Origin of the sequence: Alistipes sp. D31t1_170403_E11 (assembly GCF_015553985.1) — a bacterium.
Lineage (GTDB): Bacteria > Bacteroidota > Bacteroidia > Bacteroidales > Rikenellaceae > Alistipes > Alistipes montrealensis.
In genome coordinates this window covers 26,917-51,961 of record NZ_JADNHQ010000004.1, presented here as the reverse complement: position 1 = coordinate 51,961, position 25,045 = coordinate 26,917, and the positions used below count along the sequence as shown (strand labels likewise).

General features: G+C 56.6%; 26 protein-coding genes and 1 tRNA gene. 18 read left to right on the top strand and 9 right to left on the bottom strand.

What is annotated here, in order from left to right; genetic code table 11:
- The first annotated feature begins 2 nt into the window (after positions 1 to 2).
- Entirely contained in the window at positions 3 to 731 is a 729-nt protein-coding gene (locus tag I2E69_RS09515) for a biotin--[acetyl-CoA-carboxylase] ligase (RefSeq protein ID WP_195460988.1), read from the top strand.
- Positions 732 to 798: 67 nt separating this feature from the next.
- Here the strand turns inward: I2E69_RS09515 and I2E69_RS09510 are convergent, their stop codons facing one another.
- The gene (locus tag I2E69_RS09510) at positions 799 to 1,437 is read right to left on the bottom strand and encodes a hypothetical protein (RefSeq protein WP_195460987.1); all 639 of its coding nucleotides are present in this window, start codon (positions 1,435 to 1,437) and stop codon (positions 799 to 801) included.
- 1 nt (position 1,438) lies between these two features.
- Positions 1,439 to 2,896: a hypothetical protein gene (locus I2E69_RS09505; protein WP_195460986.1), complete on the bottom strand. Its 1,458-nt coding sequence runs from the start codon at positions 2,894 to 2,896 to the stop codon at positions 1,439 to 1,441.
- Positions 2,897 to 3,087: 191 nt separating this feature from the next.
- Between I2E69_RS09505 and gcvH the strand changes: the two genes are divergently transcribed.
- A complete protein-coding gene (gcvH, locus tag I2E69_RS09500) occupies positions 3,088 to 3,465 on the top strand; it encodes a glycine cleavage system protein GcvH (protein WP_195460985.1) in 378 nt (125 codons plus the stop codon).
- Positions 3,466 to 3,680: 215 nt separating this feature from the next.
- Positions 3,681 to 4,622 carry a malate dehydrogenase gene (mdh, locus tag I2E69_RS09495; protein ID WP_195460984.1) on the top strand — a complete coding sequence of 314 codons (942 nt, stop codon included), beginning with the start codon at positions 3,681 to 3,683 and terminating at the stop codon, positions 4,620 to 4,622.
- Between the two features lie 104 nt (positions 4,623 to 4,726).
- Here mdh and I2E69_RS09490 read toward each other — a convergent pair whose 3' ends face one another.
- The 3 genes from I2E69_RS09490 to greA all read right to left on the bottom strand — a co-directional run bounded on the left by I2E69_RS09490 (position 4,727) and on the right by greA (position 8,123).
- Positions 4,727 to 7,036, bottom strand: coding sequence for a TonB-dependent receptor (locus I2E69_RS09490; RefSeq protein WP_195460983.1), 2,310 nt, complete (start codon positions 7,034 to 7,036; stop codon positions 4,727 to 4,729).
- A 146-nt stretch (positions 7,037 to 7,182) separates the two neighbouring features.
- A complete protein-coding gene (locus tag I2E69_RS09485; protein ID WP_317191093.1) occupies positions 7,183 to 7,521 on the bottom strand; it encodes a hypothetical protein in 339 nt (112 codons plus the stop codon).
- A 125-nt stretch (positions 7,522 to 7,646) separates the two neighbouring features.
- Positions 7,647 to 8,123: a transcription elongation factor GreA gene (gene greA / locus I2E69_RS09480; protein WP_195460982.1), complete on the bottom strand. Its 477-nt coding sequence runs from the start codon at positions 8,121 to 8,123 to the stop codon at positions 7,647 to 7,649.
- Positions 8,124 to 8,284: 161 nt separating this feature from the next.
- Between greA and cls the strand changes: the two genes are divergently transcribed.
- The 8 genes from cls to I2E69_RS09440 all read left to right on the top strand — a co-directional run bounded on the left by cls (position 8,285) and on the right by I2E69_RS09440 (position 16,100).
- Positions 8,285 to 9,649 carry a cardiolipin synthase gene (cls, locus tag I2E69_RS09475; protein WP_229095442.1) on the top strand — a complete coding sequence of 455 codons (1,365 nt, stop codon included), beginning with the start codon at positions 8,285 to 8,287 and terminating at the stop codon, positions 9,647 to 9,649.
- A 23-nt stretch (positions 9,650 to 9,672) separates the two neighbouring features.
- Positions 9,673 to 10,281: a porin family protein gene (locus I2E69_RS09470; RefSeq protein ID WP_195460981.1), complete on the top strand. Its 609-nt coding sequence runs from the start codon at positions 9,673 to 9,675 to the stop codon at positions 10,279 to 10,281.
- Positions 10,282 to 10,528: 247 nt separating this feature from the next.
- On the top strand, positions 10,529 to 11,347 hold the full coding sequence (locus tag I2E69_RS09465) for an outer membrane protein assembly factor BamD (protein WP_195460980.1): 819 nt from the start codon (positions 10,529 to 10,531) through the stop codon (positions 11,345 to 11,347).
- Position 11,348: 1 nt separating this feature from the next.
- Positions 11,349 to 11,681 carry a DNA-directed RNA polymerase subunit omega gene (locus I2E69_RS09460; RefSeq protein WP_195460979.1) on the top strand — a complete coding sequence of 111 codons (333 nt, stop codon included), beginning with the start codon at positions 11,349 to 11,351 and terminating at the stop codon, positions 11,679 to 11,681.
- A gap of 12 nt (positions 11,682 to 11,693) precedes the next feature.
- Positions 11,694 to 12,914 (top strand): bifunctional phosphopantothenoylcysteine decarboxylase/phosphopantothenate--cysteine ligase CoaBC, encoded by a 1,221-nt coding sequence (gene coaBC / locus I2E69_RS09455; protein ID WP_195460978.1) that lies wholly within the window; start codon positions 11,694 to 11,696, stop codon positions 12,912 to 12,914.
- 75 nt (positions 12,915 to 12,989) lie between these two features.
- Entirely contained in the window at positions 12,990 to 14,633 is a 1,644-nt protein-coding gene (gene recN, locus I2E69_RS09450; RefSeq protein ID WP_195460977.1) for a DNA repair protein RecN, read from the top strand.
- Positions 14,634 to 14,711: 78 nt separating this feature from the next.
- A complete protein-coding gene (locus tag I2E69_RS09445; protein ID WP_195460976.1) occupies positions 14,712 to 15,299 on the top strand; it encodes a phosphoglycerate mutase family protein in 588 nt (195 codons plus the stop codon).
- A gap of 123 nt (positions 15,300 to 15,422) precedes the next feature.
- Complete coding sequence (locus tag I2E69_RS09440; protein WP_195460975.1) at positions 15,423 to 16,100, top strand: MIP/aquaporin family protein; 678 nt, start codon at positions 15,423 to 15,425, stop codon at positions 16,098 to 16,100.
- A gap of 53 nt (positions 16,101 to 16,153) precedes the next feature.
- Here the strand turns inward: I2E69_RS09440 and I2E69_RS09435 are convergent, their stop codons facing one another.
- The 3 genes from I2E69_RS09435 to groES form a co-directional block, all read right to left on the bottom strand.
- Complete coding sequence (locus tag I2E69_RS09435) at positions 16,154 to 17,068, bottom strand: DMT family transporter (protein WP_195460974.1); 915 nt, start codon at positions 17,066 to 17,068, stop codon at positions 16,154 to 16,156.
- A gap of 95 nt (positions 17,069 to 17,163) precedes the next feature.
- Positions 17,164 to 18,795, bottom strand: coding sequence for a chaperonin GroEL (gene groL, locus I2E69_RS09430; protein ID WP_195460973.1), 1,632 nt, complete (start codon positions 18,793 to 18,795; stop codon positions 17,164 to 17,166).
- A 14-nt stretch (positions 18,796 to 18,809) separates the two neighbouring features.
- Positions 18,810 to 19,079: a co-chaperone GroES gene (gene groES / locus I2E69_RS09425; RefSeq protein ID WP_195460972.1), complete on the bottom strand. Its 270-nt coding sequence runs from the start codon at positions 19,077 to 19,079 to the stop codon at positions 18,810 to 18,812.
- Between the two features lie 246 nt (positions 19,080 to 19,325).
- Here groES and I2E69_RS09420 point away from each other — a divergent pair.
- From I2E69_RS09420 to I2E69_RS09405, 5 genes are all read left to right on the top strand, one after another.
- Positions 19,326 to 19,401 (top strand) — tRNA-His (locus I2E69_RS09420).
- 476 nt (positions 19,402 to 19,877) lie between these two features.
- The gene (locus I2E69_RS09415; protein WP_195460971.1) at positions 19,878 to 20,201 is read left to right on the top strand and encodes a hypothetical protein; all 324 of its coding nucleotides are present in this window, start codon (positions 19,878 to 19,880) and stop codon (positions 20,199 to 20,201) included.
- Between the two features lie 175 nt (positions 20,202 to 20,376).
- Positions 20,377 to 20,511, top strand: coding sequence for a hypothetical protein (locus tag I2E69_RS15360; protein WP_262894108.1), 135 nt, complete (start codon positions 20,377 to 20,379; stop codon positions 20,509 to 20,511).
- 133 nt (positions 20,512 to 20,644) lie between these two features.
- Entirely contained in the window at positions 20,645 to 20,956 is a 312-nt protein-coding gene (locus I2E69_RS09410; RefSeq protein ID WP_195460970.1) for a hypothetical protein, read from the top strand.
- A gap of 192 nt (positions 20,957 to 21,148) precedes the next feature.
- Complete coding sequence (locus I2E69_RS09405; RefSeq protein ID WP_195460969.1) at positions 21,149 to 21,376, top strand: (4Fe-4S)-binding protein; 228 nt, start codon at positions 21,149 to 21,151, stop codon at positions 21,374 to 21,376.
- Between the two features lie 106 nt (positions 21,377 to 21,482).
- Here the strand turns inward: I2E69_RS09405 and eno are convergent, their stop codons facing one another.
- Positions 21,483 to 22,784 (bottom strand): phosphopyruvate hydratase, encoded by a 1,302-nt coding sequence (eno, locus tag I2E69_RS09400; RefSeq protein WP_195460968.1) that lies wholly within the window; start codon positions 22,782 to 22,784, stop codon positions 21,483 to 21,485.
- A 199-nt stretch (positions 22,785 to 22,983) separates the two neighbouring features.
- Between eno and I2E69_RS09395 the strand changes: the two genes are divergently transcribed.
- Entirely contained in the window at positions 22,984 to 24,168 is a 1,185-nt protein-coding gene (locus I2E69_RS09395) for a sodium:proton antiporter (RefSeq protein ID WP_195460967.1), read from the top strand.
- A gap of 12 nt (positions 24,169 to 24,180) precedes the next feature.
- The gene (locus I2E69_RS09390) at positions 24,181 to 24,831 is read left to right on the top strand and encodes an outer membrane beta-barrel protein (RefSeq protein WP_195460966.1); all 651 of its coding nucleotides are present in this window, start codon (positions 24,181 to 24,183) and stop codon (positions 24,829 to 24,831) included.
- The last annotated feature ends 214 nt before the right edge of the window (positions 24,832 to 25,045 follow it).

Sequence of the window (25,045 nt, the reverse complement as noted above, 5' to 3'; positions counted from 1 at the left end):
CCATGCTTTACCGCATTTCGGAAACGACCTCGACCAACGACGACGCGCGCGGGCCGAAATACCGCCACGGCGACATCATCTGGGCCGAGCGGCAGACCGCCGGACGCGGCCAGCGGGGCCATGCGTGGCTGAGCGCCGAGGGACTGAATCTCACCTTCTCGCTGGTGCTCGAACCGACGTTCATGCCCGCCGGCGAGCAGTTCCTGCTCAATGAAGCCGTGGCCCTCGCCCTGACGGACACGTTCGCCCAATTCGGCATCGCGACGCGCATCAAGTGGACCAACGACATCTACGCCGGGGATCGGAAACTCGTCGGCATCCTGATCGAACACAGCTATTCCGGCTCGATGCTCATGCGTACGATCGTCGGCATCGGCATCAACGTCAACCAGACGGAGTTCGACCCGGCGCTTCCCAACCCCGTTTCGATGGCCGTGGATGCAGGCCGCACGTTCGACCGCAGCGAGGTGCTCGAAGCCTTCGGGAAACACATCGAAACCCGCTATGCGCAACTCGAGCGGGGCGAGCGGGAAACCCTCCAGCGCGACTACCGCGAACGGATGTACCGGCTGGGCGAACGCCACACCTACCGCTACCCCGACGGCACGCCGACCGAGGCTGCCATCGAAGGGGTGCGCCCCACGGGCGAACTCCTCTTGCGGCACGCCGACGGCTCGCTCCGCGAATACCTGTTCAAGGAGATCGAGTTCGTGATCGAAAAAACGCAATAGGCACAGAACCGGAATCTGACAGATTCCGGTTCTGTTTTCTCAAACAGGGTCGTTTCTTGGGATACAATCACCTCACGCCCTCATAATCCCCGCCAAGATCCGTATCAAAGTTACTGTCAAGGCCCCCGCCAATATTCGGATTTACTTGAATAGCCTCACTGTTGAGCGGAACTTTTTGAAAATGTACAAAACTTCGGGTTTGCATAAATTCAAGTTGTTGACCGTACTTGTTAACCTCCCATTTCACATACTTTTTCAGATTATGCTCCAACAGCGCAAAGGTTTCCGGAGGCAGGGACAGCAACTCCGGAACAGGACTCATAATAAATGTGACCTCCAACGTATCGCCGTCGGGACCGACCACGTAGAAGATCGTCATACGGCTATGTTTATAGGACCGTAGCGAGAGAATAACCGAATCCGGAAGAGACTTGCGGAGCGCCAGGTTTTCGACGCCCGGCTTCATACTGCCGTCTATAACCGCATATTCGTCCAATGTCTCCAATTCACGGCCATCTTTATAACGCCAGTTGGCTTCGTCAACATAAATATTGGCTGTATTCGACAAAGCAAAGCCAAATTTATCATTCTCAACTTTAAAGGTAATTCCATCCGCAGTAACAGTGGAGCCATTCTGATACGGGTTTTCGCAATAAGCTCCGGTCGCAAAGGTCAATGCCAACAGCAAGATATAATTTTTCATCATTCTATTTATTTATACAATCTTTCAACAATTCCAATAAGTTTTCCACATTCATTTTTCCCGGATCGAACGGATAGCGATCTTCATTCTTATAGGCCTTGATGTTCCGCAACTCTCCGACGGCATTTTCATAGGCATCGGTAAATACAGGACTTGCCAGATCGTTTTGCAGAACATAATTCCTCATACTGCTGAAATGCCTTTCACCCTCATGTCCACCAAGTGCGTTATCAAATTTTACTTTACTGCCGACTCTCTCCAGATACATGTACCATGCAAGTTTGGCTTCGACCTCGTTGTTCATCTTTGCGTCCTGGAAGTCAACGATGCCCAGCCGCTGGTATTGATAAACATGCATCAGTTCTTCCATAACCGATACGGGATCGCATCTGAAGCCTATCTCTACGTTATAACCGGTAATCAACGGCCCGGTAGGAAGATCATAGACGACCGGCATTACACGAGATCCGCCAAAGTATCCGGACGTTATTGTAACCGATTTCCCGATGGCATTGATCAACAACTGCCCCATACAATCGTTGTATAAGGAATCGAGCACCGCTCTAACGGTCGGCTTATCCATCGTTATCTTGGGATTCTTCGGATAAGAAGCACCGGATGATCCTCCCGAATCGGAATTTCCACCTCCGCCCCCGCTGTTGCCCCCGAAGTCAATACCACCAAAAGGAGGCTCAATCGGCGGAATCGCCGGACCCATTGATATCAAGTCGTCGAAGACATTGATCGGCGCATGGCCTACAATTACCACGTCTTCTATCAGATTGTTGCCGTCAATCCCCCGCGTAACCGACCTCGGCCGCACTCTTGCAACACATATATCCTGAAGGAGTCCGATTATTTTATCGACATTTTCCTCTATAGTCCGCGAATCGTCCCAAAGCGATGCCGACTCGGACAGAACTCCGCCGCTGAATTTACCGACACTGACCGGACAACCCGAAAGCATCGTATAGAGAACCAGTCCTGAAAAGCCGTTCCCGGCATCCGACTCGCCGCAACCGGCATCCGGAATAAAGAAGCGCAGATAAGATGCCGTTTCATCGGTATCGGAATCTTTCAGCACAATCAAACGGCTCGGCATCGGAAAAAGTTCCGGCAGACCAGTATCGTCCCGGCGCAGCAAACGGTATCCATACCGGGCTTCGAACACAACACCGGCCTGAAAAAGATGTTCGTCGTAATAAACCGAAACGGAATCCCATAAGGGAGTTATCCAGCCTGGCGACAGGATTTCGGATTCATCGAATTCTCCATCCGCCCGAGTCTGCGGTACAGCCGCATAATCCGATTCGAACGATCGCTTTATCTCGACAAAAGAGAACCCCGACGGACTGTCCGGCAGGATTTTTTCAGAAACCTGCGGACTTTTCGAACAGGAAAACAAGGCGGACAGAACGACCAAGGTCAGCAAGGATGCATTGAGTAAAAAACTCCTCTTCATAAGCAAGCAAATGACGATTTTAAACCAAGGAATATATCTATTTTAAAATTAGTCAATTTCCGGCAATAAACCAAAATATATCGCAGAAAAAATATATGCTAAAATAGTGTAAAAGTCTTTTGCTGTTACAGAAATAACAGTTATATTTGCATCGTAAAACCGCTAATTTTAAATCAAATATTAAGAATAATATGAACGTACCTGCAAATCTGAAATACTCCAGCGACCACGAGTGGTGTCGCATCGAGGGCGACGTAGCCGTTATCGGTATCACCGACTTTGCACAGAGCCAGTTGGGCGACATCGTCTTCGTAGACGTTCCGACCGTCGGCGAGACGCTCTCGGCAGGCGAAGTTTTCGGCTCGATCGAAGCTGTGAAAACCGTAAGCGACGCATTCCTGCCCGTGGGCGGTGAAATCCTGGAGTTCAACGAAGCCGTAGACGCCGATCCCGCCGTCGTCAACAAGGACGCATACGGCGAAGGCTGGCTCATCAAGGTCAAAATCGCCGACAAGAGCGAGTACGACGCCCTGCTGAGCGCCGCCGACTACGAGAAGCTGATCGGATAGTCCGCTTAAGAAGCGGTCTTTAGGGGCGACAGGCGGAACCGAATTATACATTCGGGAGTTTCGCGTTGCAACGAGTTACCTTGTAAAACCTTCGGATAAAGTCCCCTCCGAGGAGGGGATTCAAGGGAGGGTCAGATTCGCAAACGCGGCCGAAAAACGCGAACGGGCAGGCCCGGAAGAAACGAAACGAACAATTAACACAAATACTTACTGTTATGTCAAAAGTTACTGTCGTAGGTGCAGGCGCCGTAGGTGCAACCTGTGCAAACGTAATGGCTTGCCGCGAAGTGGCGAGCGAAGTTGTCCTCATCGACATCAAAGAAGGCCTCTCGGAAGGCAAGATGCTGGACATGTACCAGTGCTCGACACTGATGGACTTCGACACGAAGCTCGTCGGCGCAACCAACGATTACAAGATGACGGCCAATTCGGACGTTGTAGTCATCACCTCGGGTATTCCCCGCAAACCGGGCATGACCCGCGAGGAACTGATCGGCACGAACGCCGGCATCATGAAGGGCGTTATCGAGAACGTCATCAAATACTCGCCCCGCGCCATCATCATCGTGGTCGCCAACCCGATGGACACGCTGACCTACCTGGCCCTGAAGGCTTCGGGACTCCCGAAGAACCGTATCATCGGCATGGGCGGCGCACTGGACTCGGCTCGTTTCAAGTGCTACCTGGCCAAGGCTACGGGCGCTAACATCAACAACGTCGACGGCATGGTCATCGGCGGCCACGGCGACACGACGATGATTCCGCTCGTATCGAAGGCTACCGTAAACGGCGTTCCCGTTTCGCAGTTCGCTTCGAAGAAGAAACTCGAGGAGGTCGTTGCCAACACGATGGTAGGCGGCGCTACGCTGACCAAACTCATCGGCACTTCGGCCTGGTATGCTCCCGGAGCCGGCGCAGCAATGATGGTAGAGGCTATCCTCAACGACCAGAAGAAGATGGTTCCCTGCTGCTGCTACCTCGACGGCGAATACGGCCAGAAGGACATCTGCATCGGCGTTCCCGCGATCATCGGCCGCAAGGGCATCGAGAAGATCGTGAAGATCGACCTCACGAAGGAAGAGGCCGAGAAGTTCGCCGCTTCGGCTGACGCCGTTCGCAAGACCAACAACGTCCTGCACGAGATCAAGGCGCTCTAATTCACAGCCGGGAAGGGCAAGGCATTCGCCGCGCCGAAACCCGATATATCCAAAAAGCCGCTCCGAATTGTCGGAGCGGCTTTTTCGTACCCGGAAGCGCGGTATCAGAAACTGACCTTTGCGCCGATAAACCAACTGCGCGGAAGCGAAGGACCGTAGATATAACCCGAGTCGCGGTCCACGCCCTTGTCGAAATCCTTCTGGTAGGCGTTGAACAGGTTCTGCACCCCGCCGTAAAGTTGGAGGGTGATCTCTTTATAAATCCGCAGGTCGTATGCAAGGCGCAGGTTCACGTCGCAGAACGAGGGCGTCGTAACGGCCACGTCCTGCTCCACACCCGAACCGGCCATGTGCTGCACGAGCATCTCGCCCGTGCAGGTTCCGGTCACGTCGGCCGTAAAGTTGCGCAGGGGCTTGAACGATGCGGTGAAATAACCGTAAAGGTCGGGCGTGCGGAACATCCGGCGCACGGGCGGGACCGTCTTGTCCTCACTCCAGTATTCGGGTTCGGCATAGCGGCTCCGCTGCCACGTCACGCCGGCCTGCAACTCGAACCAGCGGGTGAAAATCGCCCGGCCTTCGGCATTCAGCCCCCGCACCGTAGCGCCCGAGCCGTTGTAACGCTCTTTGACCTTGCCGCCGTCGGCCGTATCCTCGATGTCGCGCAGGGCAAACACGTCGTCGAGTTTCGTATAAAATCCCTCGACGAGCAGGTTGGTCTGTACGCTGCCGAACGAATGGTAGAGGTCGGCCGAAAGGCTCACACTGTGCGAACGCTCCTCCTTCAGGTCGTCGGCCAGCCGGATGCGGACCCGCTCGCCGCCCACGATGGCGATGTGCATATCCTCGTCGAAGGCCTGCGGGGCGCGGTAGCCCCCGGCGTAACTCACGCGCAGGTTCACCGATTCCGAGGGGTTGAAGCGGATATTGGCGCGGGGGCTGAAGATCGCATGGTCCACGAGGTTGTGCTTGTCGAGACGGCCGCCGATGAGCAGCGACCACTTTTTGGTCTTCCATTCGTTCTGGAGATAGGCCCCGACGATGTGCACCGTCTGGTCGGTATGGATATCGTAACCGATCGAACGGTCCGAAAGGTCGTCGTAGCTGTACTCCGTGCCGAGCGTCAGCTCCGAAGGCATGAACAGCAGTTTCCGGAAAGCGCGAATATACTGCATGCCCGCGGCGACGGTCAAATCGTGCGTCGTGCCGTAGGCGTCGAGATCCTGGTTACTACCGTAGTAGCTCTTGCGGGCCGTATTCTGGAACGAAGCGTAGGCGTTGAAGCGGTTGCTGCGATCGGCCGACGAGATGTCGAACGAGAGGCTTCCGCCATCGATCGCATGGTCGGTCTGCTCGGCGACAAAGGCTTCGTGGGGAGGTTGCTTCAGCAGGTCGCCGCCCCGGCGGTACTCGTCGATGTGGTGAAACTGGGCCGTAATGCGCGAATAGGCCCCCGTACGGAAAAACGAACGCATGCCGACCGACTGGCTGTTGATGACAGGCAGTTCGGTGAATCCGTCGCCGTCGTGGTCGTAGCCCGACCGGTGGCGGCTCTGGCCGAAGACGCTGATGCCGGCACGGCCGCTTTCGGAGACGATCGAGGCGTTGAGCATCGTGTTGTTGTCGTAGGAGTTGCTGCCCCCGAGCGAAGTCAGCGTATGCGACAACTGGGCCGAACTGCGCGTCGGTTCCTTCGTGATAATGTTGATCGTCCCGCCAATGGCCGACGAACCGTAGAGCGCCGATCCGCCGCCGCGCAGCACCTCGACCCGCTCGATCATGTTGGCCGGAATCTGTTCCAGCCCGTAAACGCCCGTCAGGGCCGAAAAGACCGGGTGCGAGTCGACCAGGATCTGGGAATAATGGCCGTCGAGACCGTTGATGCGAACCTGCGTAAAGCCACAGTTCTGACAGTCGTCCTCGACGCGCACGCCGGGCTGGAAGGCGAGCCCCTGCGCCAGGCACGAGGCATTGGCCCGTTCGAACAACCCTGCGTCCAGCACGCTTACCAGCGCAGGAGCTTCGCGCCGCAGCGTCGCCGAACGGCTGGCCGAGACGACCACTTCGTCCATCGAAATGCCGCTCTGCGCCACCTCGAAATTGAGTTCCAGCGTCTGGCCCTGTTTCAGCGTGACGGCCATCTGCGCTGCAGCATAGCCCAACGCACGGACTTCGAGCGTCAGTTCGCCGACAGGAAGGTTTTTCAGGAAATAGTGCCCCGAGGCATCGGTCGTCGTGCCGAAAGCCGTACCGACGACAGCTACCGAGGCATAGGGAATGTGTTCATGGGTTTCACGGTCCACAACGTGGCCGAAAAGATTCGCGTCCGTGCCCTTGCGCGGCGCATCGGCGCCCATCACGCCGGAGACAGTCAGGCACACCGCAAGGAGCCCCGACAGGATATGTCGTTTCATATGAAAATATCGAATAATGAGGTAAGTAATCCCGCTCCGGCATGCGGATAGCCGCGGCCTTCAGCCGCGTTTACAAATTCGACCCAGCCATAAGCCACTTCCGGATAGAGACTTACACAAACAGGCGGATCACCGAAAAAGCAAGATTACGCCGCAGGAGGAGCCCGCAGGGAGAAACACAAAATCTCGGCCGCGCATTTGCAGCGCGTGGCTTCGGGCAGCAGCACGGCCAGTATCTCGGAATAGAATTCATGCGGAGGCCGGACTTCGGCCAGGTAGGGGAAGAAATAGAAATCGTCGACGATACAGAATTCGACGACCTGCTCGACAGCGCCGTTATCGGGGACGAGATCGCCGCTGAAAGCCGCGAAGTGAGCGTGGTCCTCCAGGTAGATATGCACCTTCTGGCCCGCGTAGGCCGCGAGCAGGACAGCCAGCAGAAATGCCGCATAACATTGTTTGAGGAACTGTTGCGTCTTCTTCACAGCGGCGAAGATACGAAAAAAAGGGACCGCGACAAGCGGTCCCTGCAAAAATACCTATTAATGAGGATGTATGTCCTGTCCGGCAATCCCCGGGGAAAGCGGACGCCCCCGGAAAACCGGGCGGCTCAGATGCTGATGTCGAGAATCTCGAAATGGATCGTACCGGCCGGAACCTCCACGTCCACACGGTCGCCTTTCTTGCGGCCCAGCAGCGCCTTTGCGATAGGCGTACCGATCGCCAGCTTGCCCTCGCGCAGGTTCGCCTCGTGCTCGGCGACGATCGTGTAGGTCATCTGCTTCTGGTTGTTGTGGTTCAGGAGCGTCACCTTGCTCAGGATCTGCACCTTGCTCTTGTCGATCTTCGACTCGTCGATCACGCGCGCATTGGCCATCGTATCCTCCAGCTTGGCGATACGCATTTCCAGCAGGCCCTGCGCCTCGCGGGCAGCGTCATACTCTGCGTTCTCCGAAAGGTCGCCCTTGTCACGCGCCTCGGCGATTGCCGCCGAAATCGCCGGACGTTCGACGGAACGCATGTGGTCGAGTTCGTCCTTGATTTTCTTGTAGCCCTCCGCTGTCAGGTAAATAATCTCTTGTGCCATAATCAATAACTTTCCGGGATCTCCCGTCAAAAGCAGAAAATCCCCAAAAACTTAAATCGTAAAAATAAGAATCCTGGCCCGTAAAGGCCAGAACCCTGTTGCTATTGCATAGACAAAGATAGGAAGTAAAATCCATATTTCCAAATCTTTTTTCATTCCGCATGGCACGAATCATGCCCGGCGCAGGGGTTATGTACATCGCCCTTACGCTTCATCTGCTGTGGACGCTCGGCGCAGCCCTCGTCATCACGCGCCAGCAGCGAATCCCCGCTTCAGCCGCCGTATGGCTGGCACTTGTCTTCCTGCTGCCCGTCGCCGGCACGCTGCTTTACGTGCTGGCCGGATACCGCCGTGCAACCCCGCCGCCCGAGCCGGGCGACTACCGGGGCGACGCCGTGGAACAGATCGTCGCCCGCGGCTGCGGGACGCGCCCCGCGCCCCGCAACAGCGTCGAACTGCTGCACAACGGCAACAACGCTTTCACGGCGCTGATCGCAGCCCTGCAACACGCCGTCCGTTCGATCCACATGGAGTATTACATCATCCGCGACGACCGCATCGGCCGCACCATCGCCGAAATCCTGATCCGCAAGGCCCGCGCGGGGCTCGAAGTACGGGTCATCTACGACGCCGTAGGCTCGTGGCGGCTCAGCCGCACGACGCTTCGCCGCATGCACGAAGCCGGGGTGTGCACAGCCGCTTTCGAACCGGTACGCTTCCCGTGGTTCACAACGCGCGTCTCGCGCCGCAACCACCGCAAAATAGTCGTTACGGACGGCCGCGTCGCCTTTCTGGGTGGCATAAATATTGCCAAATACTACCTCGACGGAGATTACATGGGCAAGTGGCGCGACGAGCACCTTCGCATTGAGGGCGACGCCGTGAAGGACTTGCAGCGGCTCTTCATCGCCGACTGGGCGCGTGTCACGGACGAATGTCTCGACCCGCGCCGTTACGTCGCCCCGCACGGTATCCGGCAGCGGCTGCCGATCCAGCTGGCCTGGTCCGAAGAGGGCCCTTCGCGGCTGACTATCGCCGAAGCCTTTGCAGCGGCCATCGTCCGGGCCCGGGAGCGGGTGCGCATCTGCTCGCCCTACTTCCTGCCCCCGACGCTGATCCTCGACGCGCTGCGGCTGGCGGCACGGGGCGGGATTCGGGTCGAGGTGATGATCCCGACGTGCAGCGACTCGCCGTTCTCGGACCTCGTGTCCGACTCCTACGTCGGGGACCTGCTCGACGCCGGGGTCGAACTCTACCGCTACGACAACGGATTCCTGCACGCCAAACTGGTGATCGTCGACGACACGCTGGCGTCGGTCGGAACCGCGAACATGGACTACCGCAGTCTGGCGGACAACCTCGAAGTCACGGCCTTCATCCGCGGCCGGGAGGTTGTCCGGCAGTTGGCGGCAACCTTCGACGACGACCTCGCCTCGTGCCGGCGCATCACGCGCGCGGAGTGGCGTCCGCAGCTGTGGCGGCGAACACTGGGCGACGTGCTCCGGCTCGTGTCACCCCTGATGTGATCCCGTCCTAAACATCAATGTCTATGAAACACTTGTTCTTCCTCCTCCTCGCCCTCGTCCTCTCGGGTGCGGCCTCCGCCCAGCGCCTGATGGTCGGCGTGCGCGGCGGCGTCAGCTTCGCCGACTACTCGTTCGTCCCGACCCGCATCGGCGACACCCGCTTTTCCCCCGGTTCCGTCCGGGCCGGTTACAACGTGGGCTTCGTCCTGCGGCTCAACCTGTCGAAACACCTCCACCTGCAGTCGGAACTCGACTACGCCTTCGTAAACTACAACGTACTGGCCGAAAACAGCGGAAGCCGCCGCATCACGCTGCGCACCGAACGGTTCGAAATTCCCGTCCAACTCGGCTTCCAGTTCGGTGTGCTGCGCCTGTTCGGCGGCGCACAGTTCCGCGTCACAGGCTCCGAACGAAGCAGTGTCCCGCAGGTGCTCAAGGTCCGGTTCAACAACGGCGACGTAGGCGTCATGGGCGGTTTGGGCTTCAACGTCCGCAAATTCTTCATCGACTTCCGCATTTCAGGCTACCCGCGCTCGCGCGTCTGGCACAATTTCACCTCCGACGGAGTGACCCAACGCGTCAAAGTTCCCCGCGACATCGTTTACGGCGGTTCCCTGGGATTTTTCTTCTGACAATGCAGAGCAGAAAACACCATCCGCCACGACAGGCTGCAAATCAACCCGTTACCGCATGAAAAAGTTGCCATGGCAACGACCGGACCTCACCCCCGAGCCTCCGCCCCGGCGGAGGCATTTTCACTTGTGGCCGGAAAAAACATCCCGCATCGCATCTTCGAGCCTCCGGCGTGCAATAATTTTTTTTGCAAATCGTTAATTTATGCGTAACTTTGCGCGATAAAGCGCCGTAAAAGATTCATAAATGAAGCAGACTTTTTTATACGCCCTTTGCGGAGTGGCGGTTGCGATCATCCTCGGAGGATGCTCCGGAATGAACGCCCTTCTGAAAAGCGGGCAGCCCGAACTGATTTACAGCAAGGCGCTGGAGTACTACCAGAAAGAGAAATGGCAGCGCGCCTCGACCCTTTTCGAGGGCGTGCAGCACTACTACACGGGCACGTCGCGCGAAGACAGCGTCTCGTTCTTCAACGCCCGCTGCAAGTACAAGAACCGTGATTTCGACACGGCCTCGACCCTGCTCGACGACTTCCGCCGCAAATTCGGCCGCAGCGCCTTCATCGAGGACGCCGAAGGCATGTACGCACTCTGCTTCTACTACCTCTCGCCGGGCCCCTCGCGCGACCAGACGATGACCGGGCATGCGCTGATCGCCATCAACGAATTCATGTCACGCTATCCGCACAGCGACCGCGTCGAGGATTTCAAAAAGATCAACACCGAGCTGACGGAACGCCTGCACGAGAAGGCCTACCTGAACGCCTACACCTATTATAAAACCGGCAAGTACAAATCGGCGATCGTGGCGTTCAAGAACGCACTGAAACAATACCCCGAGAGCAAGCGCCGCGAAGAGATCATGTACCTGATCGTCGACTCCGGCTACAAACTGGCCAGCAACTCGATCTTCGAAAAACAGACCGACCGCTACCTGTCGATGCTCGACTCCTACCTTTCGTTCAAGGAGGAGTATCCCGAATCGACGCACGTCAAGGCCCTCGACCGCATGGCCCAGCACGCCCGCGACTACCTCGACCGCAATAACAAAGACAACAACATATAAGATGGAAATCAAGAAGAACATTCCCAACAACACCATCACGCGCAAGCTGGTGGATCTGGACCAGGAGACGGGCAACGTCTACGAAAGCATCAACATCATCGCCCGCCGCGCCAACCAGATCTCGACCGAACTCAAAACGGAACTCAACCGCAAGCTCGCCGATTTCTCGTCGCCCACCGACACCATGGAGGAGACCTTCGAGAACCGCGAGCAGATCGAGATTTCGCGTTACTACGAGCGCCTGCCCAAACCGGTGATCATCGCCACCGAGGAGTTCCTCGACCACGAACTGGTCTTCAAGGAGGGCAAGGACGGCGTGATGAAGGAGATCTAAAATCCGCACGCAATGGCATCCGAAAGCGCGTGTTCCCCGCTGGCGGGGCGCCACATACTATTGGGCATCACAGGTAGCATAGCAGCCTACAAGGCTGCCGTGCTTTGTCGTTTATTGAAGACAGCAGGCGCCGACGTACGCGTGGTGATGACCCCCCTGGCGAAGCAGTTCATCACGCCGCTGACGATGGCCACGCTCTCGAAGAATCCCATCCTGGTGGAGTTCTTCGACCCCGAAAACGGCGCGTGGAACTCCCATGTGTCGCTCGGCGAGTGGGCCGACTGCTACCTGATCGCCCCCGCCACGGCCAACACGCTGGCCAAAATGGCCTCCGGCATCGCCGACAACCTGCTGCTGACGACCTATCTTTCGGCCCGCTGCCCGGTAGCCGTGGCTCCCGCCATGGACCTGGACATGTATGCCCACGAGGCCACGCAGCAGAACCTCCAGACACTCGTCCGGCGCGGCGTACACGTCGTAGAACCGGGCGAAGGCGAACTGGCCAGCGGACTGACGGGCAAAGGCCGCATGGCCGAACCCGAAACCATCGCCGCATTCGTCGGCGGCCTCCTCCGCGAAAAAAAAAAGAGCCTGCAAGGTAAACGGCTGATCGTCACGGCAGGAGCCACGATCGAAGCCATCGACCCCGTGCGGTTCATCTCGAACCACTCCTCGGGCAAGATGGGCTATGCCATTGCCGGAGAACTGGCCCACAGGGGCGCGCAGGTGACGCTCGTAACGGGCCGCACGTCGCTGCCGACACCTCCGGGAGTCGAGCGGATAGACGTGCTTTCGGCCGCCGAGATGTACGATGCGACGGTCCGGGCCTTCGACAGGGCGGACGGCGCCGTGATGTGCGCCGCCGTAGCCGATTACACCCCCGACCGGGTATCGGAAACCAAGATCAAGAAATGCGACGGCGATATGTGCATCACCCTGCGCCGTACGCAGGACATAGCCGCCGAACTGGGCGCTCACAAAGGCGGCCGCCTGCTGGTGGGCTTCGCCCTGGAAACCCACGACGAGCAGGCGCACGCCGAAGCCAAACTCGCGAAGAAGAATTTCGACTTCATCGTGCTCAACTCGCTCCGCGACGCCGGGGCCGGATTCCGCGGCGACACGAACAAGGTGACCTTCATCGACCGTGCGGGCCGCGAGGAACTCCCCCTGCTGTCGAAACCCCGGGTCGCCGAACGGATTGCCGAACGGATCGAAAAGTTTTTCGCCGGATAGTCCGCGGTCTCGCTCCCGATTCTCGGTTTTCTCATTTTTAATTCTTAATTTTGAATTTCTAATTCCTGATTTCGCATGCTACGCCGTCTGTCGGTCGAAAACTACGCGCTTATCGACAAGCTCGAAATGGAACTGGACCCGCACCTGAACATCATCACAGGTGAAACGGGAGCCGGGAAATCCATCCTGCTCGGAGCCCTGGGCCTGCTGCTCGGAGCCAAAAACGACGGTTCGGCAATGAAGGATGCGGCCCGGAACTGCACGGTGGAAGGAATCTTCGACCTCACGGGAAGCAACCTCGAAGCGTTTTTCGACGAAAACGACCTCGACTACGCCCCCGAGACGACGCTGACGCGCATGATCACCCCGGCGGGCAAGAGCCGTGCATTCATCAACGACATACCCGTGCAGTTGGCACAACTGCGCGACCTGGGCACGCGCCTGCTGGACATCCACTCGCAACACCAGAACCTGATCCTCTCGTCGGAGGAGTTCCGGACTTCGGCACTCGACACCGTAGCTGCGAACGGGGAACTGCTGGCACAATACACCGCGCAGTATGCCCGGCTGACCGAACTGCGCCGCCGTCTCATAGCCCTGCGCGAAGCCGCCGCAAGCGGCCGCCGCGACGAGGAGTGGCTTCGTTTCCAGACCGAAGAGTTCACGGCCGCCAACCTGCGCCCGGGCGAACAGGCCGAACTGGAGGAAGAGTTGGCAGTGCTCGAAAATGCCGACCGCATCGGCGAAGTGCTGACCGCCCTGCGCAACGCCTTCGACGGCGACGAGACCGGGGTGCTGGCACAGCTCAAAAATTCGGAAAACGAACTCAACCATATCCGCGGGCACTACCCCGCCGCCGGGGAGTATGCCGCGCGGCTGCGCTCCGTATTGGAAGAATTGAAGGACATCAACGGCTCGGCCGCCGCGGCCTGCGAACGGCTGGACGCCGACCCCGAGCGGCTGGCGAAACTTTCGGCGCGGCTCGACATGCTGATCGCCCTGCAACAGAAACACCGTGCGGCGGACGAAGCCGAACTGATCGCCGTGCGCGACCGATGCGTGGCGCAACTCTCCGCCATCGTCCACAGCGACGAAGAGATCGCCCAGGCGGAAGCGGCCCTCTCGGAGGCTGCTGAAAAGGCCGCGGCACTGGCCGACCGCCTGCACAAGACCCGCGAAAAGGCCGCAGCGGGATTCGAAAAACACATCCTCGCCACCCTCACCAAGCTGGGCATGGCCGAAACCGTCTTCCGCATCGCCCTGACGCCGCTCGCAGAGTTGTGCCGCACGGGCCGCGACAGCGTGCAGTTCCTTTTCACGGCCAATCCGCGGATGAGCCCGCAGCCTGTCGAGCGAATCGCGTCGGGCGGTGAACTTTCGCGCGTGATGCTGGCCCTGAAAGCCCTGCTGGCCGAACGGATGCAACTGCCGACGATCATTTTCGACGAGATCGACACCGGCGTTTCAGGCCGTATCGCCGACGCCATGGGCGAGATTATCGAGTCGCTCGCGGCCTCGATGCAGGTGGTGGACATCACCCACCTGCCGCAGGTCGCCTCGAAGGGCGCAGCGCATTTCGTAGTCTACAAGCGCGACGGACGCACCGACATCACCCGCCTCGGCGACGAGGAGCGCGTGACCGAGATCGCAAAGATGCTCTCCGGTTCGGAGATCACCGACGCCGCCGTGGCACAGGCCCGCATCCTGCTGGGCAAATAATCGCCATAAGATGCTTTACCACAAGACGGAACGCCTCGATCGCTCCGTCCGCTACGATAACCCCTAAAAAAACGCAACATGAACGACATCCTCGAAATTGCGGCCGCCAATCAGCAGCGCGCCCGCAATATCATCCGCGACACTGACCTGGAGGCCATCTGGCGCTCGGTCGGGGCCGAACCCAACCTCGTCGGATCGCTCCGCACGGGCCTGCTGATGACGCACCGCGACATCGACTTTCACATCTACTCCTCGCCCCTGCGGGTAGCCGACAGCTTTGCGGCGATGGCCCGGCTCGCGGAGAATCCCCGCATCCGCCGCATCGAATACGGCAACCTGCTCGATGCGCAGGACCAGTGTCTCGAATGGCATGCCTGGTATGCCGACAAAGACGATGAACTCTGGCAAATCGACATGATCCACATGCCCAAGGGATCGGCTTACGACGGTTATTTCGAACGCGTCGCCGACCGCATCGCCGCCGTACTGACCGACGATACGCGGCGTGCCATCCTGCAAATCAAGTACGACACGCCGGGAACGGTGAAGATCATGGGTATCGAATACTACCAGGCGGTACTCCGCGACGGAGTCCGCACCTACGCCGAATTCGAGGCATGGCGGGCAGCCAACCCCGTGACCGGCATTCTGGAGTGGATGCCATAAACACTGAAAAACAACACAACCCTGCGCCACAGTGTCTTTTATCCGCACGATGCGGCCCTTTTATTTCATTTTTGCTATATTTGTTCTGAAAACAGGACTTCGGTCCCCTAAACTCAAGTGATTATGAAGAAATATTTTGCAGAAATGGTGGGAACCATGGTTCTCGTCCTGATGGGCTGCGGAAGTGCCGTATTCTTAGGCTGCGACGCACCGGCCGAGATCCTGGCGGTAGCTTTCGCATTCGGCCTCTCGGTCGTGGCGATGGCCTACTGCATCGGCGGCATTTCGGGCTGCCACATCAATCCGGCCATCACGCTCGGCGTATGGCTCTCGAAGCGCATGAGCGGCAAGGATGCCGCAGGTTACATGGCCGGACAGTTCGTCGGCGCGCTGATCGGTTCGGCAATCATCTGGCTGCTCACCTCGACAGGCAGCTACGGCGCAACCACGGCAACGGGCGCCAACGGTTTCGCCGACGGCCAAATGTGGCAGGCACTGATCGCCGAGGTGGTCTTCACCTTCATTTTCGTACTCGTAGTGCTCGGTGCGACCGACAGTGAGAAGGGCGCGGGCAACTTCGCCGGACTGGCCATCGGCCTGACGCTGGTGCTCGTACACATCGTCTGCATCCCGATCACGGGAACCTCCGTGAATCCGGCCCGCAGTTTCGGTCCGGCGATTTTCGCCGGCGGCACGGCCCTCAGCCAACTGTGGCTGTTCATCGTCGCACCGTTCGTCGGTGCGGCCCTGTCGGCCGGCGTCTGGAAAGCGCTGAACTGCACCTGCTGCAAAGGGAAATAACCCTCCGGTATACAAAAAACGGACCGTTCCAAAAAGGGGCGGTCCGCTTTGCATCAATGCCGGCGCAATTGCCATCGCCGGACGATCGTCTCGCCCTTGAAATAGATGACCAGCGAACTGACAATGATCGCCATGCCCGCCACGGTACTGAAATGGGGATGTTCGCCGGGCAGCATGATCCAACTCAATACCGCCCCCAGGACGGGGTTGATCAGGCGGCACATATTGATATCGCTGACCTTCGTACCTTCCGTGCGCAGGGCCATGAACCAGAAACTGAAGGCGAAGACCGAAATAAAAATCAGCACGCCGAGGCTTCCGTAGAACCCGGCGGGTTTGTCCCAGAAAGGATGGAAGCCCTCCGCGGCAATACCCACACCGTAAATCAGCAGGCCGCCGAAAAACATCTGTACGGCATTCAGGAAAACCGGATCGACCTTGCCTTTGTCCTCCGAAACCGAAATTGCGGAATAACCCTGAAACAGGATGCAGGCCAGCAGCAGGACGATGCCCCCGACGCCGCGCCAGTCGAGCGGCTCTCCGTCACTGCCCGTGCCGACGATCAGCAGCAGCCCCGCAAGGCTGACCAAAAGACTCACGGCCTTGTAGCGATTCAGGCGATCGTTGCTGGCCACGAGGTGGGCCAGCAGGACGTTGATCAGCGGCGTGAGGCCCATGACGATCGAACTGATAGCCCCGCTGACGAAATCGACACCGAAATAAAAGGCCGTATAGCCCATGAACATATTGATCAGGATCAGGTTGCCGAAGAGCCTGCGGTGCTGCACGATCTCGCGCCACATCCCGCGATGCCAGGTGTAGGCAAAAAGAATGATTCCGACGATCGTAAAGCGCAGGCCTGCGAAATTCATCGGCGAGAAGTCGTAACTCAGCCCCTGCTTGATGAACGGATTGACAATCGCCCACAGCACCGAAGCCAGCACAGCATAGAGAATACCTTTTTTCATAATGTCTGTTTTCCGCCGCAAAGGTAACAAAAAACGGCAAAAAAAATTCGGATGCCCTCCCATGAGGACATCCGAATTTACGATTGATCGGTCGGCTACATCATGCCGCCCATACCGCCTCCGGGCATCGCCGGCATGGCAGGAGCGTCCGACTTCTTCTCAGCCAGCACGCACTCGGTGGTAAGGAACATCGAAGCGATCGAAGCGGCATTCTCAAGCGCTACGCGCGACACCTTCGTCGGGTCGATGATACCGGCCTTCAAAAGGTCCTCGTACTTGTCGTCGCGGGCATTGTAACCGAAGGCATCCTTGCCCTCCTTCACCTTGTTGACAACGACCGAACCCTCGCCGCCGGCGTTCTCGACGATCTGGCGAAGCGGCTCTTCGATGGCGCGTTTCACGATCTGGATACCCGTCGTCTGGTCCTCGTTCTGACCCTTCAGGCCTTCGAGAGCCACCGTCGCGCGGATGTAAGCCACACCGCCGCCCGGAACGATACCCTCTTCGACTGCTGCGCGGGTTGCAGCCAGCGCATCGTCGACGCGGTCCTTCTTCTCTTTCATCTCGACCTCGGTAGCGGCTCCGACGTAGAGCACGGCAACACCGCCGGCCAGCTTGGCCAGACGCTCCTGCAACTTCTCCTTGTCATAGTCCGACGTAGCCTTGTCGATACCGGCGCGGATCTGGGCTACACGAGCCGAGATCTCCTCCTTCTTGCCGGCTCCGTCGACGATGGTGGTGTTCTCCTTGTTGAGCGTAACCTTGTCGGCCGAGCCCAGCATGTCCAGCGTCGTATCCTCGATCTTCATGCCCTTGTCGGCCGAGATCACGGTTCCGCCCGTCAGCACGGCGATATCTTCGAGCATCTCCTTGCGGCGGTCGCCGAAGCCCGGAGCCTTGCAGGCCGCGATTTTCAGCGTTCCGCGGAGTTTGTTGACAACCAGCGCCGAAAGGGCCTCGCCGTCGACATCCTCGGCGATGATCAGCAGCGCACGGCCGCTCTGGGCCACCGGCTCCAGAACGCCCATCAGCTCCTTCATCGTCGAAACCTTCTTATCCGTGATCAGGATATAGGGCTTTTCGAGCTGCGCCTCCATCTTCTCGGTGTCGGTGATGAAGTAAGCCGAAATATAACCGCGGTCGAACTGCATACCCTCGACCACTTCGACATGAGTCTCCGTACCCTTGGCCTCCTCAACGGTGATAACACCCTCGTTGTTGACCTTAGCCATCGCCTCGGCGATCAGCTTGCCGATCGTCTCGTCGTTGTTGGCCGAAATGGTGGCCACCTGCTCGATCTTGGCGAAATCCGAACCTACCTCCTGGCTCTGCTTCTTGAGCGACTCCACGACCGTCGTAACGGCCTTGTCGATACCGCGCTTCAGGTCCATCGGATTGGCTCCGGCCGTCACGTTCTTCAGGCCGACGCTGATAATCGACTGGGCCAGCACCGTTGCGGTCGTCGTTCCGTCGCCCGCATCGTCGTTGGTCTTCGAAGCGACCTCACGAACCATCTGGGCGCCCATGTTGGCGAAAGCGTCTTCCAGCTCCACTTCCTTGGCTACGGTCACACCGTCCTTGGTGATCTGGGGAGCACCGAACTTCTTGTCGATGATCACATTGCGGCCTTTGGGGCCAAGCGTTACCTTAACGGCGTTCGACAGCGCGTCGACACCCTCCTTGAGCAGTTCGCGCGCTTCTACGTTGTATTTAATATCCTTTGCCATGACTATTTATCGAATTAGATGATTGCCAAAATATCGTTCTGCTTCATAATGAGGTAATCCACGCCGTCGACCTGGATTTCCTGGCCGGCATACTTGCCGTAGAGCACCTGGTCGCCCGCCTTGACCTCCATTTTGACCTCCGACGTACCGGGGCCTACCGCAACGACTTTACCTGCCAGGGGTTTTTCCTTTGCCGTGTCGGGAATAATCAATCCACCGGCCGTCTTTTCTTCCGCGGGGTTCGGGAGAACCAGCACGCGATCCGATAATGGTTTTACATTCATAGCTTTGTGTTTTTTTAGTTTTGTTTTACTGTATAATAGTTTTATTAGCTCTTTAGCTTTTGCAACCATTTTTCCAACAATAGGTGTGCCAACCGTTTTTTGGCAGATTTGGCGTGACAAACGAGCAGTGCGGACTGCCATTTTGTCATTTCCGGCATTTCCGGACGATTTTTCAGTCGTTTTTTTTGCACGGACCGAAAAAGTGTATTACATTTGCATCCCGATACGATAACCATGTATCGAAATGGTGGATGTAGCTCAGTCGGTTAGAGCGTCGGATTGTGGTTCCGAAGGTCGTGGGTTCGAGCCCCATCTTCCACCCAAAATGGTCTTCTTTCGAAGACCTTTTTTGTTGGCAAACAGCCGCAAAACAGCGCAAATAATCCTGTATATCAACGATATGCGGGATTATTCCTTTCAGATCATAGCAAAGGCTATCACACGAAAGCAGGTCACTAAAGTGCTTAATCGTGGTACATGGGTATGAACTGTGAAACGGTTCTGACGCCAATACGAATACTTATTCCTCTACCTACGACGACCTTTCGCGCCTAACCGACACAAAGCAATATGTTAATGGTGCGGCTGCCAACCAGTTTGTCGAACGGGGGCTTGCGTACGACCGCAATGGCAGCATGACCCACGACGGTCCGAACAACCTCGACCTGACCTATAATTATCTGAATCTGACCGAAAAAGTTTTGCGCGAAGGAACAACATTGGCAAACTATGCCTATCTTTCGGATGGTACGAAACTCTCGGCGACGGATGCTGAAGGCAACGGATTATTTAGGTTCTTTGGTATATCGCAAACAGGACAGCAACCTTTCGCTGGAGAGCGCCGCATTCAGCAGCGGCCGGTTCGCGACGACAGACAACGGCATGGAGCCGCATTATTTCCTGACCGATCATCTGGGCAGCGGCCGCGCCGTGGTCGATACCAATGGCGAAGTTGACGAATACAACGATTACTACACCTTCGGCCTTCGTTGGGACAATCCCGATTCGCAGATATCCGGCAACCGCTATCGTTACAACGACAAAGAAGAGCAGTCATTTGTAAATGTTCCCTATACGGATTACGGGGCCCGGATGTATGACCCGAAATGCCGGCTCAGTTGAGGTGGAGCGGATGTATTGGCAGAGAAACGATTAATCCAAACGGATGGAGCAATCGTATATTTACATGAAATATGGCTGGGAGGTTCGATGTAGTAATTGAAGGAAGTCGAGGCATTATTACAACATTTAAGAGCATATCACAAAAATCACTTACTAGATTAGGAAAAAATTATGGATGGCACTAATTGATAATAAACTTGATGTGGTTTGCTGCTTTTGTGGTGAAGCCTTAGATGTGAATGAAGCTACTATCTTATTCATGTATTCTAATGCAGATAGTGAAGTAGGACAACAACTTTTTTTGTCATAGAAAACATCTTATTGAAAAATTAGACAAATCAATAATATTATATGTGGATGATTTGTAAAACGCATTATATGCTCATCAGGCTATATCTTTATCATAATATTTGTGATTATTACATATATAAAAAAGATTAAGTATGGCTAACAAATTTATCAAAATAATTACACAAACATCGCTAATCGGTATAAATGTAATTTATACAATAGCATTCATCTTACTATTATATCGCATTATTTATAATGGAAGCGGAGGTGGTGCATTTGAAGGTCTAATTTTTTTTGGTTATGTTGTCATAATCGTTTGGGCTATATATTTTATGACCATTTTGTTGCATGAACTTTTTGACAAAACAAATCATTCTACTTTACGTCTTCTACGAATTACCTTATGGATACTGCTTTTCATCACATTGATATATGTAGCTATTTGGATTCATGGTTTTGCATAAAAACAGTCAAATAACATCTCTTTTGGTTATAACTCCTTAATGAGAATTCACAAAGGTATTACCGAAGGAGGATAAAACCGTTTAGAACTGAAAAGACAAAGTTACAAGAACAGCTATTGATATAATTTTCTATATTTGTAAATAACTATCCGACAAACCTTTTTACCAATCAATACAAACGTGTCCATTGCCATGAAACCAGAAGACAATCGCAAAGAGTACACAAACGGTGAGATCGTGATAATCTGGCAGCCGAAACTCTGCGTCCACGCAGGCGTCTGCGTAAAGATGCTGCCCAAGGTTTACAACCCCAAAGAGAGGCCCTGGGTAAAGCCGGAAAACGCGACGACGGCCCAGCTCATTGCACAAATCGAAAAATGCCCTTCGGGAGCGCTGTCCTACCGCATGGCTGAAAAGTAACCGGACGGACAACGCAATAGCCCCGGGAACCGTCGGTTCCCGGGGCTATATCAGACAAAAAACCGGACGCCTTGCGGCATCCGGTTTTCTCTTGTCCTGCTGCAAATTACTTGCGGTAGATTTTCGTGTAGCCATAGATAGCCTCGTCGCCGAGCTCCTCCTCGATGCGGAGCAGCTGGTTGTACTTGGCCATACGGTCCGAACGCGAAGCCGAACCAGTCTTGATCTGGCCCGAGTTCGTAGCCACGGCGATATCGGCAATGGTCGAATCCTCGGTCTCGCCCGAACGGTGCGACGTTACCGACGTATAACCTGCACGGTGAGCCATCTCGATAGCATCGAGCGTCTCGGTCAGCGTACCGATCTGGTTTACCTTGATCAGGATCGAGTTGGCGCAGCCCATTTCGATACCCTTCTTCAGGAAGTCCACGTTCGTAACGAACAGGTCGTCACCTACGAGCTGGCACTTGTCGCCCAGTTCGGCGGTCAGCATCTGCCAGCCTTCCCAGTCGTTCTCCGACATACCGTCCTCGATCGAGTCGATGGGGTATTTGGCAACGAGTCCCTTCAGGAACTCGACCTGCTCCTTCGACGTACGCTTGGCTCCCTTGGCGCCCTCGAACTTCGTGTAGTCGTAAACGCCGTCCTTGAAGAACTCCGACGAAGCGCAGTCCATACCGATCGACACATCGCCGCCCTCGCACTTGCGGCCGGGCTTGTAACCTGCCATCTTGATAGCCTCGATGATCGACTCGATGGCGTCCTCCGTGCCGTTGAGCGCGGGAGCGAAACCACCCTCGTCGCCTACGGCCGTCGAGAGGTTACGGTTGTGGAGTACTTTTTTCAGGTTGTGGAACACCTCAGCGCCCATGCGGATACCCTCCTTGAACGAAGCGGCGCCTACGGGACGGATCATGAACTCCTGGAATGCGATGGGAGCGTCCGAGTGCGAACCGCCGTTGATGATGTTCATCATCGGAACGGGCAGCGTCTTAGCGTTCGAACCACCGATATAGCGATAGAGCGGCATGCCGAAATAGTCGGCAGCGGCGCGTGCAACGGCCAGCGATACGCCGAGGATGGCGTTGGCGCCGAGCTTCGACTTGGTAGCGGTTCCGTCGAGGGCGATCATGGCCTTGTCGATACCTACCTGGTCAGCAACGTTCATACCGATGATGGCCGGGGCGATCACCTCGTTGACGTTCTTCACAGCGTTCAGTACGCCTTTGCCCAGGTAACGGTTCTTGTCGCCGTCACGAAGCTCCAGAGCCTCGTTCTCGCCCGTCGATGCGCCGCTCGGAACGGCAGCGCGACCAAATGCGCCCGATACGGTACGAACTTCGACCTCGATGGTCGGATTGCCTCGCGAGTCGAGGATCTCCCTTGCGTGAATCTCTACAATCTGCATAGTTGTAATAGTTTGAATTTTATGGTGTTTGAATACTAACTTCCTAAACGGCTCCGCAAAGGTACAAAATAATTGTGAATTGCGGATTGTTTATTGTTATTTTTTTCACGGCTCCGGCACGTGTTTTTCTGATTCTGCAAGAAATGTGCTATCTTTGTGCCGCGGCACTGGCGCATAATCTGTAAACGACATTCTATCAATGCGAAAAGTCCTTTCGTTCTCGCTCTTTCTGATGCTGGGCCTCGTTGCCTCGCAATTGCTTCCCGGCGCCCTCGGCACGGCGTTTCCGGGCTTCAAGGCAACGACCGACACCCTGCTCTACGTCTGCCTGGGATTCATCATGATCAACGTCGGACGGGAGTTCGAGATCGACAAATCGCGCTGGCGCTCCTACACCGCCGATTACTTCATCGCCATGGCTACAGCCGCGCTGCCGTGGCTGCTGATCGTCCTCTACTACATTTTCGTGCTGCTGCCCTCCGATCTCTGGACCGACTCCGAGGCCTGGAAGGAGAACCTGCTGCTGAGCCGCTTTGCCGCCCCTACTTCGGCAGGTATCCTCTTTACGATGCTCGCGGCGCTGAGCCTTAAAAAAAGCTGGATTTACCGCAAAATACAGGTGCTGGCAATCTTCGACGACCTGGATACCATCCTGCTGATGATTCCGCTGCAAATCCTGATGATCGGCCTCAAGTGGCAGATGTTCGCCATCGTAGGCGTGGTCGTCGTGTTACTCGTCGTGGGCTGGCGGTGGCAGGCAACGTGGAACGTCCGGCAGGACTGGAAACGTATCCTGGGGCTTTCGGTAGTGGTCTGCGGCCTGACGCAACTGCTCTACATCGTCACCGCCCGCTGGTACGGTCCCGAAAACAGCATCCATATCGAAGTCCTGCTCCCGGCGTTCGTGATCGGCATGCTAATGAAACACAAGGGCATAGACACCCCGACCGAACGCCGTACGGCAACGGGCATTTCATTCCTGTTCATGCTGCTGGTAGGGCTGAGCATGCCCCTCGTAACGGGCGACTCGGCAGCCCACGCCGCTCAGGCAGCCGAGTCGGTCACCGCATCGCAGCCGATGATGCCGTGGGGCGTGCTGATCCTGCACGTCGCAGCCGTCTCGATACTCTCCAACCTGGGTAAACTGGTCCCGGTCTTCTTCTACCGCGACCGAAAACTGAGCGAGCGGCTCGCTCTCTCGATCGGCATGTTCACCCGCGGCGAAGTGGGTGCAGGCGTAATCTTCATCGCTCTGGGCTACAACCTCGGAGGCCCGGCGCTGATCATCTCGGTACTGACGCTCGTATTGAACCTGATCCTGACGGGCGGATTCGTCGTCTGGGTCAAAAAACTGGCCCTGAGAAGCTATACCCCCGAAGAATAACCTTTTGCCTCCATGAAAAAATACGCACTGATCCTAATCGCCGTCCTGCTGGCAGGAGCCGTCCGGGCGCAGAAATACGAAAAAAATATCCTGGGTATCCGCGCCGGCGTCAACGTGTCGAAATACGACATCTCGGCCGAAGACATGCAGATCAGCACCGGTTCGCGCGCGGGATTCAACTTCGCCGTAACGGACCAGGTCCTGCTCCACCGCAGCCTGCCGCTCTACATCGAAACGGGCGTCGGTTTTTCGAGCCTCGGCAGCCGGGCCGCAGCCCCGATATACGACCAGATCGAGACCATGACCATGCGGCCGTTCTACCTCCAGGTCCCCCTGCTCGTCAACTACCATTTCCTCATCGGGGGCCTCGTCACGATCCAGCCCTTCGCAGGCGTTTACGGCGGCGTGGGCGTGCGGGGCATGATGAAAACCCAATACGGGAGCGAGGATTTGTTCGGCGACCGGGGGATTCTCTCCCGGATGGATTTCGGCGTGCGTGCAGGCGTCGGATTCGTCGTAAGGCGCATCTACCTGGGAATAAACTACGACATCGGCTGCCGGGACCAGTTCCGGGGCGGGGATTTCTTCTACTACACGCTCCGGCCCGAAAGCGCCGAAATCCGCAACAACAGCCTCACGGTAAGCATCGGTTACAATTTCTGACCGGCAAGTTGCCACCACACAGCGGGACGCACCCTTCGGGGTTGCGTCCCGTCTCGTTTCGTTTCGGCGATGTATTCCGCCGGATTCGTTTCACAAATAGCACATTTCGTTGAAAACCCGCTCGGTTCGGACGTATATTCAAAAAACTTTTTTTATCTTTAGCGTACCGTTTTGGACAAGAAACGGCTAAAATTAACCTCACTTTTTTATAAAC